Origin of the sequence: Streptomyces sp. NPDC046831, assembly GCF_040645305.1 — a bacterium.
GTDB lineage: Bacteria > Actinomycetota > Actinomycetes > Streptomycetales > Streptomycetaceae > Streptomyces.
Map to the genome: position 1 here is coordinate 53,049 of NZ_JBEYXZ010000022.1, position 16,297 is coordinate 69,345.

Annotated in this window: 10 protein-coding genes; 4 read left to right on the forward strand and 6 right to left on the reverse strand. The window is 70.7% G+C overall.

Annotation, left to right across the window (positions count from 1 at the left end; all coding sequences use genetic code 11):
- Positions 1–9: 9 nt before the first annotated feature.
- The 4 genes from ABZ920_RS19600 to ABZ920_RS19615 all read left to right on the forward strand — a co-directional run bounded on the left by ABZ920_RS19600 (position 10) and on the right by ABZ920_RS19615 (position 5,131).
- Positions 10–1,284, forward strand: coding sequence for a VWA domain-containing protein (locus ABZ920_RS19600; RefSeq protein ID WP_361506172.1), 1,275 nt, complete (start codon positions 10–12; stop codon positions 1,282–1,284).
- Complete coding sequence (locus ABZ920_RS19605; protein WP_361506175.1) at positions 1,284–2,090, forward strand: hypothetical protein; 807 nt, start codon at positions 1,284–1,286, stop codon at positions 2,088–2,090. The genes ABZ920_RS19600 and ABZ920_RS19605 overlap by 1 nt, the downstream gene beginning before the upstream one ends.
- Positions 2,091–2,679: 589 nt before the next feature.
- Positions 2,680–3,303 (forward strand): lasso peptide biosynthesis B2 protein, encoded by a 624-nt coding sequence (locus tag ABZ920_RS19610; protein WP_361506178.1) that lies wholly within the window; start codon positions 2,680–2,682, stop codon positions 3,301–3,303.
- A gap of 1 nt (position 3,304) precedes the next feature.
- Positions 3,305–5,131 (forward strand): asparagine synthase-related protein, encoded by a 1,827-nt coding sequence (locus tag ABZ920_RS19615; protein WP_361506181.1) that lies wholly within the window; start codon positions 3,305–3,307, stop codon positions 5,129–5,131.
- On the opposite strand, the gene ABZ920_RS19620 is transcribed toward ABZ920_RS19615, so the two are convergent.
- The 6 genes from ABZ920_RS19620 to ABZ920_RS19645 all read right to left on the reverse strand — a co-directional run bounded on the left by ABZ920_RS19620 (position 5,115) and on the right by ABZ920_RS19645 (position 15,770).
- Positions 5,115–6,308, reverse strand: a complete 1,194-nt coding sequence (locus ABZ920_RS19620) for a hypothetical protein (protein ID WP_361506184.1) — start codon at positions 6,306–6,308, stop codon at positions 5,115–5,117. The genes ABZ920_RS19615 and ABZ920_RS19620 overlap by 17 nt on opposite strands.
- Before the next feature lie 930 nt (positions 6,309–7,238).
- Positions 7,239–9,287 carry a serine protease gene (locus ABZ920_RS19625; RefSeq protein WP_361506187.1) on the reverse strand — a complete coding sequence of 683 codons (2,049 nt, stop codon included), beginning with the start codon at positions 9,285–9,287 and terminating at the stop codon, positions 7,239–7,241.
- Between the two features lies 1 nt (position 9,288).
- A complete protein-coding gene (locus tag ABZ920_RS19630) occupies positions 9,289–11,142 on the reverse strand; it encodes a peroxidase family protein (RefSeq protein ID WP_361506190.1) in 1,854 nt (617 codons plus the stop codon).
- Between the two features lie 60 nt (positions 11,143–11,202).
- A complete protein-coding gene (locus tag ABZ920_RS19635) occupies positions 11,203–13,110 on the reverse strand; it encodes a GMC oxidoreductase (RefSeq protein ID WP_361506193.1) in 1,908 nt (635 codons plus the stop codon).
- The gene (locus ABZ920_RS19640; protein ID WP_361506196.1) at positions 13,107–13,517 is read right to left on the reverse strand and encodes a hypothetical protein; all 411 of its coding nucleotides are present in this window, start codon (positions 13,515–13,517) and stop codon (positions 13,107–13,109) included. Before ABZ920_RS19640 ends, ABZ920_RS19635 begins: the two co-directional genes overlap by 4 nt.
- 237 nt (positions 13,518–13,754) lie before the next feature.
- Positions 13,755–15,770, reverse strand: coding sequence for a M36 family metallopeptidase (locus ABZ920_RS19645; protein WP_361506199.1), 2,016 nt, complete (start codon positions 15,768–15,770; stop codon positions 13,755–13,757).
- Positions 15,771–16,297: the final 527 nt, after the last annotated feature.

A 16,297-nucleotide genomic window follows, 5' to 3' on the forward strand; every position in this document is an offset into this window, starting at 1 on the left:
GATCCGCCGATGATCACAAGACAACGGCTGGCGGCAGGGGTCTGTGCTCTGCTCGCCGCCCTGACGGCCGGGGCGGCCCTCCCCGCGACGGCGGTCGCCGACGAGCCCGACGGCCAGGCCGCCCCCCAAGTGGAACTCGTCCTGGACGTCAGCGGTTCCATGCGCACGCGGGACATCGACGGCGGCACGCGGATGGCGGCGGCGAAGCAGGCGTTCAACGAGGTACTCGACGCCACTCCCGAGGAGGTCCGGCTCGGCATCCGCACCCTCGGCGCCAACTACCGCGGCGACGACCGCCAGACGGGCTGCAAGGACACCGAGCAGCTCTACCCGGTCGGTCCGCTGAACCGGACCGAGGCGAAGACGGCGGTCGCGACGCTGGCGCCGACGGGCTGGACGCCGATCGGGCCCGCGCTGCTGAAGGCGGCCGGGGACTTCGACGGCGGCGACGGCACCCGCCGCATCGTCCTGATCAGCGACGGTGAGGACACCTGCCAGCCACTGGACCCGTGCGAGGTGGCCCGGGAGATCGCGGCCAAGGGCATCGGCCTGACCATCGACACCCTCGGCCTGGTGCCGGACGCCAAGACCCGCGACCAGCTCAGCTGCATCGCGGACGCGACCGGCGGCACCTACACCTCCGTGCGGCACAAGGAGGAACTGACCGACCGCGTCGGCCAGTTGGTGGACCGGGCCGCCGACCCGGTGGTGACGCCGGTGGCCGCGAAGGGCGCGTCGGAGTGCGCGAAGGCACCGGAGCTGCGGTCCGGCCTGTACACCGACCGTGAGGAGTTCGGGCAGCAGCGCTGGTACCGGGTGGACGTACGGGCCGGCCAGGAACTGCGCGCGTCGGTCAGCGTCGCGGCCGACCGGGCCGTCAACCCCGGCTACGGCGTGCTGCTGCGGGCCGTCACGGTGCACGGCCGGGAGATCGTGCGCGGCGAGGCCGCGGGCAACGGCCGCACGGACGCCGTCTCGACGGGCCTGCGCTACCCGAAGCCCGAGCAGGAGGACGCGGACACCGACAAGCCCGCGGCCGAGACCGTGTGCCTCCAGGTCACCCACTCCTTCTCGGCGGCCGCCGGGGTGAAGGCCGCGCCCGGCCTGCCGCTGGAGCTCACCGTCGACGTGGTGGACGGCCCCGACCAGGCGCACGACGTCGCCGCGTTCGGTCTCGGGCGCGGCTGGTGGCTGCTCGGCGTGCTGGTGCTGACCGGTTTCGTCGCGGGTCTGCTGTGGGGCTGGCTGTCGCGCTGGCGGGTCGCGGTCTGGAGGACGAACTGATGCGTATCACTCATGCGTTGAGCGCCGCGCTGCTGGCGCTCGGGCTGGCCGCGGGGCCCGCGGCGGCCGACTCCTCACCGTCCGCGAGCCCGTCGGGTGAGGGCGGGGCGCCCACGGAGGCGGGCACGTCCTTCCGCACGGCGACGGAGCTGGAGCAGGGCCAGACGGCCACCGCGGACGGCTCGACCGGTGACTACCTGTACTGGTCGTTCCCGGCGGACGCCGGTCAGCGGCCCACCGTCAGGGCGACGGTGAAGCTGCCCGAGAACCACGCCGGCCAGACCTGGCAGATCGACGTGTACGACGGACTGCGGCGCCGGCAGGCCTGCCAGTACGGCGCCCAGACGCGCACCGCCGCCCCCGGCACCGCGTCGGTGGAACTGGCCTGCGTCCTGCGCACGGTCCGCGCCTGGTCGGAGCCGTGGGCCAACGACCCGCTGCCGGGCACGTACTACATACGCCTGACGGTGGTCGGTCTGGCCTCGTCGGACCTGGGTCTGCCGGTCGGCGCCGAGGTCCGGGCCGACTCCGCGGACGCCGGCGGCGCGGCCGCGGTGGACGGCTCCCTGGCCGAGCCGCTGGTGCCGGGCGTCGCGACGACGTCCGGGCAGGACGACGAGGACGGCTCGGCGAAGTCGGCCGTGCTGTCGGCCGTGGAGCCCGACGGCGGCTGGTCCTCCGGCTGGTGGTCCGACCGGTGGGTGTGGACGGCGGTCGGCGGAGTGCTCGCCGCACTCGCGGGCGTCGGCGGCTACGCCCTGACCCGCGGCGCTGGCCGACCTGCGCGGGTGCCGCCGGGGGCCTGACGGATCGTCGTCCTGGTTGCAGGGGAGTCCGCCTTGGCGGGCTCCCCTGCGCCGTGGGAGAGCCGGTCCGGCGGGCTCCGCCGAGCCGCCGGGAGCCACTTCGGCAAGCTCGTCCGGGCCGTCGGAAAGCCCGCTCGGGCGTGCTCCGGTCCTGACCGAGTCGTCCGCCGAGGGCTTTTCCTCAAGTCGTCGGCGAAGTGCTCCCCGCAACCGCGCGGATGTGGCATCGTCCTGTGCGCCGGCCAACGCGACAGTGCCCTTCGACGGCACTCGAATGCCGCGAGGTAAAAGAATGTCGGCGAACCGCTCGTGCTTCTCGGCGCCGGCACCAGCAGTCCGGTTGCGGGTCGTCCGGGGCAGAGTAGCCTGAAATTGACCAACGCTACCTGATCTGGAGGTAGGCGATGTTTCTCCGACTGCTGCGGCGTCGTACGCCGCATGGTCTTGTCCTTCTCGGCAGCAGCCGTCTGATCCGGGGCTTCAGCGGTGGCTTCTACGACGGTCACGGATACCATTCCTGACACCGTCTGCAAGTCCAACCGGGACCGCCGCACAGTCGCTGCGGCAGGCCGACATCGGAGGATGTGCGGTGGCCAAGGACGTCGACGCTCTGGTAGCCATGACCCGAATCCTGTCACCGCACTGCCGTGTCACCAGGATGTCCAGCGGAGCTCTGATCGCGGACTGGAGGCGCACACGTTTCCTCGGAATGACGGCGGCAGACGTCGACAAGTTTGCTGACGGAAGCTCCGGGGAACGCACCGAGCTCGTCACCGGTCTCGTCCGCGCCGGGTGTGCGACGCCCCGCGGAAAGCCCCCTTCCGACCTCGGCATCGGGCTCCGGCTGCGCGGAGTTCACCTGCTGATCCGAACGATGGGGTTCGGGCGCGTCCTTCGGCTCCTGTCCTTGGCCGCCCCGGAATACACCCGCGCGGACCCGCCCGCAGTGGAGGACGTCGCGCGGCTGAAACGAGCAGTGCAATCACACGGCCGCAGAAGCTGGTTCGTCAACGGCGACTGCAAGACCGAGGCAGTGACGGCTTTCGTCCTGCTGCGGCGGAGCGGCTCGAAGGCCGTGCTTCACGTCGGTGTGCGCGAGCACCCGTTCGCCCTGCACGCCTGGACGTCCTCGGCCGGTCTGTGCGTCCCCGACGCCGATCCGCGCGGGCACGCGTTCACTCCGATCCTCTCGATCAACGGCGGAGGACAGTGAGGTGGAGGCCCTCCGTCTGGAGTGGGCCGGTGGCGCGCCGAAGCTCTGGGCAGCCGAGGCCATGGTGCGGCAGGGACTCGTGACAACTGTCTCCTCACGAGCCGGCAGCGCGGTGGTCGCCGGCTGGGTCGGCTCGGTCCGTGACCGCGTGGCGGGAGCGCGCGGCCTCCTCGACGACTTCGGCCGACCGGGAGCCGCACCACCCCTGCCGACCGGTGACTATGCCGCCGTCCTGGTGTACCGCGACCGCATCCTGCTGATGCGGGACGAGCAGGCACGCATTCCGCTGTTCTTCAGGGAGTCCGGTGGCCGGGTGAGCGCGGTGGGTACCTCGGCGCGCCGCCTGGGCGACGCCGCAGAACTGGAACCTCGCTACTTCTGCCGGTACCTGACCGGGAACATGGCGCAACCGCACTCGGAACTCACCCCTTTCACCGGCGTACACCGGATCCTCGGCGGCGAGGTGGTGGAACTTTCGACCACCGGGCAGATGCGCGGTCGGACGCTGCGACGCGTCCGTCAGGCCCACGACCCGTTGGTTCCGGCGGCAGACGGGCTCAGCCTCAGCGAGGCCGCGAAGAGTCTGCGCCTCGTGCTGGTAAACGCGGTGGAGCGCCGTATGGGCAGGGCGACGGCGTGCCATGTCTCCGGCGGCACCGACTCCACCAGCATCGCGCTGCTCGCAGCACGCCTGCTGACCGCGGAACACGACCGAGCTGGGGAACTTGTCCTGCTCGCCGGGCGCTTCAGCAGCGGGGAACTGGCCGGGGAGCAGGCGTACCTCGACGAGGCGATCGACGAGATCCGCCGTCAAGCACCCGCGACCCGCCCGCTGATCGTCGATGCCGACGACGTGACCGACTTCGACGACTTCGAGGACCATGCGGGAGACCCGGACGAACCTCATGCGCACGCCTTCCGCGCCCCGTTCTGGAGCAGACTTCATGCCGCTGCGGCGGAACTCGGCTGCGACACCCTCATGACCGGCTGCGGGGCCGATCCGATGGTGGATGCCAACCCGCTCCACCTGCACAGACTGGCCCGCAGAGGTCAGCTCCGGCAGCTGACGAGGCAGGCACGTGCCTGGGCCGCGGGCAGTGAGCGGGGCCTGCGGGAGGTCGTCTCCGCCCAAGTCGTGCAGCCGGCGTTCCCGCTGGCGGCCGAGCGGATCACAGCGCTCGTCCGCCGCCGCGGAACGGTGCTGGGCGGACTCGGCGACTTCACCCGCCCCCGATGGCTGCGGTCCGGGTTCGCGCGGGCGCACGGCTACCGTGAGGCCAGCATCGCGGAGAGCCGCTTCGTGTTCGGACGCCGGCCGGAACAGTCCCTCTACGAAGCGGCCAACTACATCGCCGCTCCCGACCCGTTGTCCTGGCGCCGCGCACGGCAGGACGGATTCCTCCTCTCGCACCCCTTCCTCGACCCGGAGGTGATCGCCCTGATGCGCCGCCTCCCCGCCGCAGCCACGTTCCGCCCGGGCCGTCCGAAGGCCGTTCTGCGTGAGGCCATGGCAGATCTGCTTCCGCCCCGGATCCACGGCCGGGCGGTCAAGGTGCCCTTCAACGAGCTCTACGCCCGTGGGCTGCGGACACACGGCGACGAACTCATCGACCTGTGCCGCTCCGCGACGCATCCGCTGACAGCGGAGATGTTCGACGTCGAGACGCTGTGCCGGGCAGTGAGGGAGGCGCAGCTCGGCATAGGGGACGCTTATTCCTGGGATCGCGTGAACAGCTCTCTCGCCCTGGTGATGTGGCTGGAGCGATCGGACCCGCGCTCCCGCGCGCCCGGTGCCGTCATGTCGGCGGTCGTCATCGCTGGGCCTTGACGTCCCACAACGTCCTCTCGACCGCGCCCGTTTCGACCCGGCGAAGACCGTACCGGCTCACCAGCTCGCGCGCTTCCTTTCCGGTGATCTCGCGATCTTCCTCACCGTTCCGCGTGATGGTCTCCACCAGCCCTGCGCCATGCGCGCCGAACTGCCAATAGACGGTGACGTAGCGGGGATCCCTCGTATGCTCGTCGAGCATGTTGTTCTCGTGCACCCTGGCGCGGTAGACGACGGAGTCGACTTCCTTGGGCATCCAACGGGGCGCCTTGCCGCCCTGCCAGGTGTACCCGTTCAGGCCCATCCGCTCCACGTCAAGCCGGTCCTTGCGCGCAAAACTCGCAGTGGCGTAGAACGCCAAGCGGTCGTACGGCGTGTCGATGGGCAGTTGCACGATCATTCGGGTGACGAACGCGTCGCTTGCCTCGATCCAGCTTCCGACGGGCATCCACGGATGCGCCGTCACCAACTGGCCAGGCTGGTGGATCTCCCTGCGGGAGAGCGGGTGGGTCTCCTGGAATTCGGGCTGTTGCTCGGCGTCTGTACGCCACTGCTCGCGGAGCCGGTCCTTCCTGCTCAGCGCCACCCGTTCCCCCATCGCGTGGAACTCGGTGCCGAGCACGTAGAAGCCCACATCGCTGTGGTTCTCCAGCCTGAGGTCGACCGGCACGGCGAATGCCTTGCGGTCCTTACGCAGCACGGGCTTCTGCACGTTTATGGTGACGACCGGCTTGGCTCCGTGCTGGTACGGCTGGTAAAGGCGGTCGTAGCCGAAGTTGGCTATCCCGAGAGCCAAAGAGACGATCACAGCCGCAGCGACCCGCTTCGGAGCGGGGATCACGACTCCTGTCCGCAACACCACCCAGAAAGCCCATAGGGAACCCGCCGTGAGCAGGCCCCACAGCGTCCGGTAGGCGGTGCAATCGCCGTCCTTGAACGTCTCGAGCAGGACCATGCCGTTGGCCAACAGTGCGGCAGCCGTGCCGATCAGCACGACCAACCCGGAATAGGGGAAGCTGTTCCGGAACCGGTGGTCCACGACCGCGGCAGCGCCCAGCAGCGTCGTGACCGCGGCCAGGACGAGGATGGCACCGGTGATGCGACCGGTGTAGGTCAGGGCCCCGCCGAGGTCTCCGATGCCGAACCAACCCAGCAGCAGCGACGTCAGAAGGAGCACCAGCAGGATCCCTGCCGTGGCCGCCGGCGACCACCTGGCGCTCCTGGTCGGGATCAGCCGGGTTCGCAGGGGCGGGCCCTGGTCGGACCCGGGGGGCGTCTTCACCTGATCACCTCCTGACGCCGCAGGACGCGTGCGATGTGCCGACGGTGACCGCCACCGGACACGCGAACCCGAGCCGACCGGGAGAAGTCCTGCCAACCGGGACCGGTAGGGACCAGCGGGACCCAGGGGGGTCTCCTGCGAACGCCGCCGAGGCGCTGCACAGGTGAAGCACCGTCCGACGAACTCCTGCCGGCGTCCTGCGACCGTTCCTCGCGGTGGGACCGCGGACGATTCGCTCCTCCGCCGCGGGCCCAGGAGACCCGGCGGTGCGCCAAGGGCCGGGGCGCCGTCGTCCGCTGTGATCCGCCATGTCACCGCCCGGATGCCTCCGGGGCAGCCTGTACGAACAAGTTCCCGCCGTCGGCGTCCGCGACGAACGCGGGCGCGTGATCCGGGGAGTGGGTACGGCGCCGTGAACACGGAGTTCTCCCCCTTGCGTGAGGGGACGAATCCGATTTCAACGGGCGGTCCACGCCAACGCGTGCTATAAGACCAGCTTCCACCCGCCACCAGGGACCTGCAACTCAGGCAAGACCGCCTCTCCCCGACTCCTCACGGCCGCCAACTGGGGGACGCGGCGGACTCCGTGCGTTGCTCCCTCCGGGACGGATCCGGCAGGCACGGATGGGAAGCCGGTGACCGGGCCCCGGGGATGACGAGCCTTCGCGGCGGGCGGGCCCGGTCGGCCCGGCACAGCCCGGCCCGCGCCCGCGCCCGCGCATCGGGTGCCCGATCCCGTTGTCAGCGGAGGGCGCCCGACGCGTTGTCTCACCTGGTCTCGACTCCTCAGGAGCGCCGGCCCGGTGACGGCACCGCGCGAGGCGGTCAGCCGGGCTGACCGCTCCGTGCCTGCAGGTGGCTGTCGACCACCGCGGCGACCTCGGGATGGGACAGGTACTCCGCGATGTTGTGCGCTCGGTCGCGGGCGTTGAGGACGGCGACGTCGGTCAGCCCGTCCGCCCAGTCGTCGTGCAGAGGACAGCCGATGGCCACCGCGTCGGTGGGGCACCAGGCGTTGAGCCAGTTCACCACCTTGTCAGGACGCTTCGGACCACCGATGAGCAGCCTGCGGTACACACTGTCCAGGCCCAGCGGACTGCCCGCCGTGGTGAGGTGGACCGCCGTCACGCCGGGGGACAGCCGCGTGGTGAGGTCCATGCCGACGACCGTGCCGAGGCTGTGGCTGACGAGCACCACCTCTCCCTGGTCCGGCATCGTCTCCAGCACGCAGCCCAGGACCTCGTCCCGGATGCGTCGGTCGTCGAGGTAGGCGGCCACGTCACGGAAGACCAGGCTGATGGTCCACGCGTCGAGGTCGCTCCTGGCGGCCAGCCAGCCCAGTTGCCGCCGCAGGGTCCCGACCACGTCCGCCGGCACACCGATCCGCTCGGCGGCCGGCAGTCCCTCCTGCGGGATGTCCCACCTGACGGCGGCCTCTGCGACCATGTCCTCGTACACCGCGCGGGCTTCGGGAGAGACCGGCGCGGCCGCCTCCGCCGCCGCAAGGGCCGTCGACTCGACGACGCGCGGCACGGCCTCGCGCGCGACGAGGGCCTGCGCCAGCCTGTCGCCGTAGTAGGGGAACCAGACGTCGGCCGGATCGATCGGGGCGAGCCCGGCGCGGACCAGTCCCTGGTTGAGCCCGGCCACCCATTCGCGGCGCAGTTTCCCAGGGTCCTTGCCCTCCTGGGAGCGGCCGTGCAGGAAGACCAGATGCCGGCCACCGCCGAACGCGCCGCCCCGGGCGGGCAGGCCCGTGGGCGCGACGGTCCGCTCGACGGCCGGGGGCGGTCCGGCGGGGGCCGGGGCAACCAGAGGAGCGGCGGGGACCGGTGCCGTCTGCAGGCCCGCCTCCGGGCCCGTCCCGGCCAGCAGCTCCCGCTGCCGGGGAGTGAGCGGCAGCATCGCGAGGTGCTTCAGGATGCTGCTGATGCGGACCCCTTCGTTGGACACCCAGTCGATGGCGTCGTCGCCGTCACCGGGTTGCCAGAGCTGTCCGTCGACGCGCAGGACGCGGCCCTGGTCGTCGGTCCTGGGCACACCGCTGTGGTGGAGCGCGACGACCTCCCACTGGTCGTTGAAGACCGGGGAGCCCGAATTGCCGGGCTCGGTGTCGGTCCTGTAGTGGAGGAAGTCGTCGAGGCGCACCTGCAGCATGTTGTCGCGGACGGCGATCTCCTTGAGACGTCCCATGGGATGGCCGATGACGTTCACCGGCTCGCCGATGACCAGCTTGCCTCCCTGGGCGCTGAGCCGGTTCCAGCCGAACGTCTCACCCGGCGGCCGCTGGTCCTGGCCGGCGGCGACCAGCACCAGGGCGAAGTCGAGGCGTCGGTCCGCGACGAAGAAACCGTCGGGGTCGAGTTCCAGCCGCGTCGGCGGTTGGGGCGTGTTGTCGACGGTCACCTGGGCGTCGAACTCCGCGAAGCAGTGCCGGGCGGCCGCAGTGTCGGGGAGTACGTGGTGGTTGGTCATCAGCAGGCTCGGCGAGACGAGGAAGCCGGTGCCCAGCGGCAGCTCGCGGCCGCCGTCCCGTTCCGAGATCCGGGCGACGGTACGCGCCGCGCGGGCGCCGCGCGGCAGGAAGCTCCACGCCTGCAGTTCCTTGGACACCCCGAGGATGCGTTCGTACGCGTCGGGAGCGGCCAGCGGCTCCGCGCGGACGGCTTCCACCACCATGGCGGCGGGCACCGCCTGCCGGTCGAGCAGGCGCGCGGCGCGCGCCGCGAGTGCCTCCCGCGAGTCAGGGAAGTCCACCCCGGCGTCCTGCTGTCGCTCGACCGCCCGCCGCTCGCCGCTCGTCTCGCGGTACCGGCCGGCGGCCGCCGCGGCCTGGCGCCGCCGCTCTTCGTGCGTCCTGTCACACGCCGCCATGTCAGTCCGCCTCCCGCCCGGCGGTGTGCCACGGCACGAAGGCGTTCGTCAGCCCTGCCAGAGACGTGCGCAGTTCGGGGTGGTGGCGCAGCAGCACGGTCACCATGCTGTTGTCGTCGATCCAGGCCATGCCGGCCCTGGAGTACACCTCGGGGGTGTAGTACTCGGTGAAGAAGCGGTCGCTGTTGAGCCGTCGTGAGGCCATCAGGACGAAGATGCGGAACGCCGTGTCGCTGAAGGCGAATCCGCGGGGCAGCCTCTCCGCGTACAGCCCGACCGTCAGGTCGACCTTCTCGATGTCGCCGTCGTAGAGCCGCTCGATCTCCGCTGCCCACGCGGGATCGTCCGTCAGCTCCGCGAAGCTCTCCGCGGGCTTCAGCCGCAGCAGCCGCCGGAACTCGTTGTAGCGGGGGACGCCCAGTTCCCTCGAGCGCAGGATGTCGGTGGCGCCGAGATCCTGCAGACGGCCGTCCGGGCGCTCGAACTCCTGCAGGAAACGCGGGTGGTTGTGCAGGGTGACCAGTCCGGGGTGGAGCGTGCCGAAGCTGTAGAGCAGATCGGCCATGCCCATGGTCTCCAGGAACTTCAGCGCCCCGGGACCGGAGATGTCGCGAAGGGTGCAGTGGCGCAGAGTCGTGTCGTCGGCGACGGAGCGCAGGTGCCAGTCGTCGCGGACGAGCGGGTGCATGCGGTACACCGCCACGAACTCCTCCGTGAGCGCGTACGGGACGCCGTAATGGTCCGTCTCGCCGCCGGGGATACCGCTGACGACCTCGCTGTCGCTGATCCGGCCGAAGAGGTCGTGGAGGCGCTCACCCGCAACGCCCCACCAGTTGGCTCGCAGCGCCTTGACGGTGGTGGGGTGGCTGATCACGGCCGGGGTCCACTCCACGGTGTGGATCTTGGCGAGCAGGGCGGCGTTGACCAGCCGGGCGCGCTGGAACAGCTCCTCGTCACCCCAGGACGGGTACGCGGCGTGCAGGTGGTCGCAGATCGTGTTGTGCTCGCGCGTGAACAGGTCCTGCATCATGGCGAGTCCGAGCCAGAAGCCGGGCACCCGAGAGGGGTCGCGGGAGGGGTCCGAGGGGATGGGGGACTGCTCGTCGTCCCACAGGTGCAGTCTGCCCAGCTCCCCGGTGCGCATCAGACGCTGCTCCGTCTCGTTCGACCCGTAGATCTGGGAGGCGTCCCACCAGTGGGAGGAGACGTTGACCCGGGTGTCGGGCGTCCCGGACGGCGCCCGGGGGTCCCGGGTCGGGTCGTCCGGTGTCCGCATGATCCGCATCGGGTTCTCCGGCCACGGGTCGTCGTCCGTGAGCGGGACTTCCCAGGGACGGTCCGTCGGGCTCGTGCCGTGGCTGAACCAGTCGCGGATCATGAACTGCAGCCAGGCGGCGACCAGGGAGTTGACCGATTCGGCGGGGATCAGCTCACCGCGGGTGAGGAGGGCGCGGCTGACCTCCCGCGGGCTGGGCCTGGACAGTACGTCCGCGGGGGTGGCCGGAGCGATCCGGTCGAGCGGGATGTTCCGGCCGAAGCGGGTGCCCGCCATGCCCATCCGTGGCTCGCCGAGGTCGTTGTGGCTGCCGTCGGCGGTCCGGTTGACCTTGTGGCTCGCGGAAGGGGGCGCAGGGTCGGGCAGATTGACCGCGGGGAGGCGGTTCGTGTCGTGCAGGTTCTTCTGCCGGAGCCTGACGCGCAGGCCCAGGAGCGTCAGCAGGCCCGCGATGACGGGCAGCCTGTCCCAGCCGATGCGGCGGTCGGCGTATTCGGCGGCGCCGGTGACGATCCGCCAGGGAAGTGACGTGCGGTAACCAGACGCGGGACGTCGTACGAAGCGTCGTCGGATGCTCATCGCGGTACTCCTTGGATACTCCTGGATGTCGGGCGTTGAAGACCGACGGGGTGCGCCGGTTCAGGCGGGGGACGCGTCCCCGAGGATCACGTCGCTCGCCTTCTCGCTGATCATGTAGATGGGCGCGGCGACGAAGAAGCCGGGAATGCGCGGGAACACCGAGGCGTCGACGATCCGCAGGCGGTCCACGCCGCGCACCCTGAAGCCGCTGTCGACGACGGCTGACGGGTCGTCCGCCCGTCCCATGCGGCAGGTGCAGGACGCGTGGTGGCCCCAGGCCTCGTCCTGGACGAAGCGGCGGACGGCGGCACGGCCTTGGACCTGCTCGCCGGGCCACAGCTCCTCGCGGATCACGGGTCCGGCCCTGCGGTTCATTCCGCGTACGAACTCCACGGCGTCGACCATCGCTTCGAGGTCCAGGCCCTCCTTGTCGGTGCCCTCGGCGAAGTAGTGGAAGTCCACCGCAGGGGTGTCCCGGGGATCGGTGGAGCGCAGCCGTACCCGGCCCCCGGTGTTGTGGGTGCGGCTCTTGAGGATGGCCCAGGTGAAGCGGTCCCGGTGGCGGGTCAGCTCGAGCGAGTAGCCGGGGTAGTAGCCCCGGAAGTCGAAGGGGCCGCCGAAGACGAACAGGTCGGGGGCGTCCAGCTCCGGGCGGGACCTGCGGGTGATCCCGACGACGGCCCCGTTGGTCGTGTACAGGCCCTCGCCGCGCTGCCAGGCCCGGTAACAGCGGTCCGGTTCCGCTCCGGGCGCCGGTGCGTGGAACTCGCAGTCCTCGACGAGCCGGAACGGGCGGTCCGTCCGGCTGACCACGCCGACCTCGTACCGGTCCTGCAGATGCGCACCCACGCCCTGCAGGTCGACCCGTACGGGGATGCCGTGCCGTTGCAGTTCCTCGCGTGGCCCGATGCCCGAAAGCATCAGCAGCTGCGGCGTGTTGAAGGCGCCGGCGGCCAGGATCACCTCGCGGGAGGCGAGGACCCGGTGCAGGACCGGCTCCTCGGTCCGCGGCCCGCCGGGGTCGGCCCGGTAGGCGTGGGGGGCGTCGAGGTAGTCGATGCCCCTCGCCGCTCCGTCCTCGTCCAGCACGATCCGGGCCGCCAGGGCGTTCGTGCGGACCACCAGATGGTCCGGGTGGGCTCGCTGGACGGCCCGGACGCGCTCGCGTACGGCGCTGCGCCGTCCGTCTGCCGTGGAGATCGGGATCTGCCACAGCCCTTGCAGGGCGTGCGTCTGCACCCGCCAGTCGTTGGGATCGACGAGGGAGCCGAATCCTTCCAGCGGGGACAACGGCCGGTTGAGGGAGTCGGCGAGGGCGTCCTCGGCGGCGGAGAGGACCACCTTGAGCAACTGCTCGTCCTGCAACGCCAGTCCGGGGTCGGCGAGAGCGGTCGGCAGCCAGCCGTCGAATCCGTGCCGGGCGGCATCGCGGTATCGGGCGGCCACGAAGGGCAGGGACGTGAGGAGCGCGGACAGCACGGGGTTGCGCGGCGGCTGCTTGGGCCTGGGCCGGTACGTGCACCGCTCCAGCCGCTGGAAGTACCGGCGCATGGCGGCGCTGTGCCAGGTGAGGTCGCCGGTCTCCTCGGCGATGGCGTCCCAGTCACGGTTGTACGGGTACACGGTGATCAACGCGTGGTGCGCGGTACAGCCGCCGACCGTTCCCGCGCGCGGGTAGAGGATGCCCCGGCCCGGCACGAGCTTGCTGTCGCGCCGCTGTTGCCGCTCGTCGGCGTAGTGCCGGACGAAGTAGTTCCAGCACTGCGCCGGGTCCTCGGAGGCGTCCGTGTGGAAGGCGGGCACCAGGTAGTTGTCGTTGTCCTCGGCGCCGCCCGCGTCGAGCAGCAGGGTACGCATGCCCGCGGCGGCGAGGTTGGCCGCGAGCGGTCCGCCGCCCGCACCGGCACCGACGACGACGTAGTGGAAGCCGGTCTCGACCGGGCCGGCAGCGAGCGGCTCCGCAGTCACTTCCGCTTGCCCTTCGGATCTCCGAGCGAGTCGGCCGCCATGACGGCCAGGACCGTGTTGACGGCCGAGACGAGCGTGGTCAGCACCGCAGTACGCGGCGGAAGCCTGCCGCCGAGTCCGAGGGAGGCCGCCGTGGCGGTGTCACTGCCGTGGATCAGGATGCCCTCGCGCAGGTCCTCCCGCAGCCGCTCGCCGTGGTCGATCAGCAGATCGAGACCGAGCAGGACCGTACGGATCCCGAAGAGCCGGAAGGCGTAGACCGCCGCGGGACTGGGCGGCTCAGGGCCGGGGTCGAGGCGCCGGATCAGCAAGTCGGGCGCCAGCAGCCCGGTCGCACCGTTGAAGAGCCGGATCCCGGCGAGCGCGAGGATCGAGGCAGGGCGAGAGGAGGCACGTCTTGTGGCCATGATTGGCTCCTGGGGAGAGGAAAACACCCGGGAAGCACCCCAAACACCACTGTACGGGTACAACTTCTCCCCCGCACCTCGCGCGGGCGGGCGTTCCGCGAGCGCCTCGGCACGTTCGTCGCCGGCGCAGGGCCTGTACGAAACGCTCACCGGCACGCCGCTCCTGCTGGTGAAGGGCGCGATGGTGACCGCCCGGGATCCGGGGTACCCCCGGAAGGCGGCGCGGCTGCTGCTGGTTCAGTCCTCGCGTCCAGCCGGGGGCAACTGGTCGCCGGCCTGGCAGCCGACGAAGGACGCGTTGGGGCAGAACGCGTCGAAGCCCATGCCGTAGTGGGCGAAGGACTCCCACGTCACCGTCCGGACTCCGGCGTACTCGGCCTCGGTGAGCGACTTGCCCTGAAGGTCCTTCAACGCGCGCAGTATCGCGTCGCGGGCGGTGAGGAAGGACGGGTTCTTGGGAGTGAGTTTCAGCCCGTCGACGACCGCCTGCCAGGCGATCCGGTAGCCGCGTTGCTTGCTGCCGAGCTTCGCGCTGATCCGGCGGGTCATCCCCATCAGCGCGGCGCACCAGATCTCGCCGACGCTGTGCACCTCCGTATAGTCGAGCCCGTTCACGAACTGACCGATGTCCCCGAAGTCGCCGGGATACTGATCGTCGTACGGCCGCTGGCGGATGCCGCCCTCGTCGGCGACCACCCAGTCGCCCACGACGTTGTGCTCCCGCTCCTGGAAGAAGTTGGGAATGGTGAGTGCGAAGTAGTCCGACCAGCCCTCGCCCATCGCCCGGGACTGGCTTTCACGTAGGCCGTTGGCATCATGCAGGCCGCCGACCAGCCGGTTGGTCACACCGTGCGTGAACTCGTGGAAGACGACGTGCGCGTCGTTGGCCGTGTGCCTTCCGGTTCCGGCGACCAGCCCCATGTTCATCTCCGCCGCCAGGCCGTCGGCGCGGGTGAGCATGTTGGCCGTGCCGACGACCGGCCGGGCATGGGCGAGGGCTATGACCGGGTCGGTGCCTCGGCCCAGGCCCGAGAAATTCACGGTCTGGAAGTTGCCGTGCTCCTCCGTGAATCCGAGCATCACGAAGAAGTCGTGCATGTAGTTGCAGAAGAAGAAGATGTTGGTGACGAGTTGCTCCGGCGTGTCGGGATCCGGGGCGAACACCCCGTTGCCCGCCGCGTCGACCTCCACCTGGACGCTCTCACCGGTGTCCCCGTCGACGGCCTGCACATTGTTCCCCGCGGTCGCCACATGCCCGTCCTGCCGTGTGACCCAGGGCCCCGGGAACCCGGGCAACGCCGTCGGCGGGGGGTCGACCGGATAGTCCGTCAGCGGCAGCGGGAAGGAGGCCAGGGCGAACCCCGTCTCGACCGGGTTCTGCCGGAAGACCAGCCCTCCGACGACGCGGTTGGTCACGTCCTGGAGATACAGGACCTGAGGTGCCGCCGTGTCCGCCGTCTCTTCGTCCGCCTCCACGAGTGCGTGGTACTGCACGGCCCCCTTGGCGCGCGAGAACCTGAACGACCAGGCGAGACGGACGTCATCGCCCATGTAGAAGTACACCAGCCGACCCGGGATCGCCTCGTCGAAGGCGCCTGCCTCGAACGTCATCGGAAGGTCGTTGCGCGCCTGGGAGCTGAGCCGGCGGAAGCCGGCCGAGATGTCCAGGGCCGGCAACTGGTCGCTGCCGAACGGACCTTTCAGCGTGACCGGCATGGCTGCCCTGGCGGCGCCGGCGGCCAGAGCTGTCTCGACCGGCACCGCCGGCATCGTGGGGACATTGCCCGGCACGCTCGCCGTGTCGCCGACGACCCTGTCGACCGTGCCGTCCTCGCGCAGCCACACCTTGGGAGCCATGCCCCAGACCTCGATGCCGTTGAGCGTCTGCTGAAGGCTGACCACGCGCATGCCGCCGCTCGTGGCCGTCACCTTCGGATCGGCCTCGAACTCGGCGGGTTCCCCGGTGGCGAAGCCGATCGCTCCCGAGACGGAGGAGAGGTATTCCTTGGCCCGGGCGATGTAGTCGCCGTCGGTGGCCTCGGTGCCTGCGTGGTCGGCGAGGCCGGCCGGTGCGCCCTCCACCCGTAGCTCGGTCAGGTGCCCGGTAAAGCGGTTCACCTTGCTGTCCTCGGCGATGAGGGTGTGGTGCACCGACTCCGCGACGCGATCGGTCTGGGAGAGGAACGCCTCGGCGCCCGGTATGCGGGCAAGCCGGTCGTACCCCAGGTCCCGCTTGTCGATCAGCTGTGTCATGACGGATGCTCCTGTCACGGGCGCGAGGCCCGGTGTCGGCTGTCTTACGGGTTACAGGCCCGCCAGGGTCAGGGCGGTCGCCGTGGCGGAGCGGGCCGCCGTGGCCGCGAACCGCACGCTGTGGTCGTGGTCCAGCAGTGTGTCTTTCGGTGTGTGGTACTGCCGCGTGCCCGTGCCGGGCCCACCACTGGGGGAAACGGTCTGCGACGTGGTCGAGGCCGGCAACGCCAGTGGACCGTCGGCCTCCTGGCGGGCACCCGCCGAGGTCGCCCCATGTCGAAGAAGAGCACGGGCATCTCGGTGCCTCTCGCGCAGCGGATCTCCCCGGAATCGACACGTTGCCGAGCCCGTGACCGAGCGGAACGGCCCGGGCGCACAGGTCGTTCGAGAGCGAACGGAGCTCAAGGAGCAGGTGTCGCCGGTACGGGCCCGACCTGATGGCCCACGCCGTCACCGACGGCACACATGCCGCTCCGGTCGCGGACTCCCGACCACTTCATCGTCCGCCTTCGGTTGCGCTGTCGCAT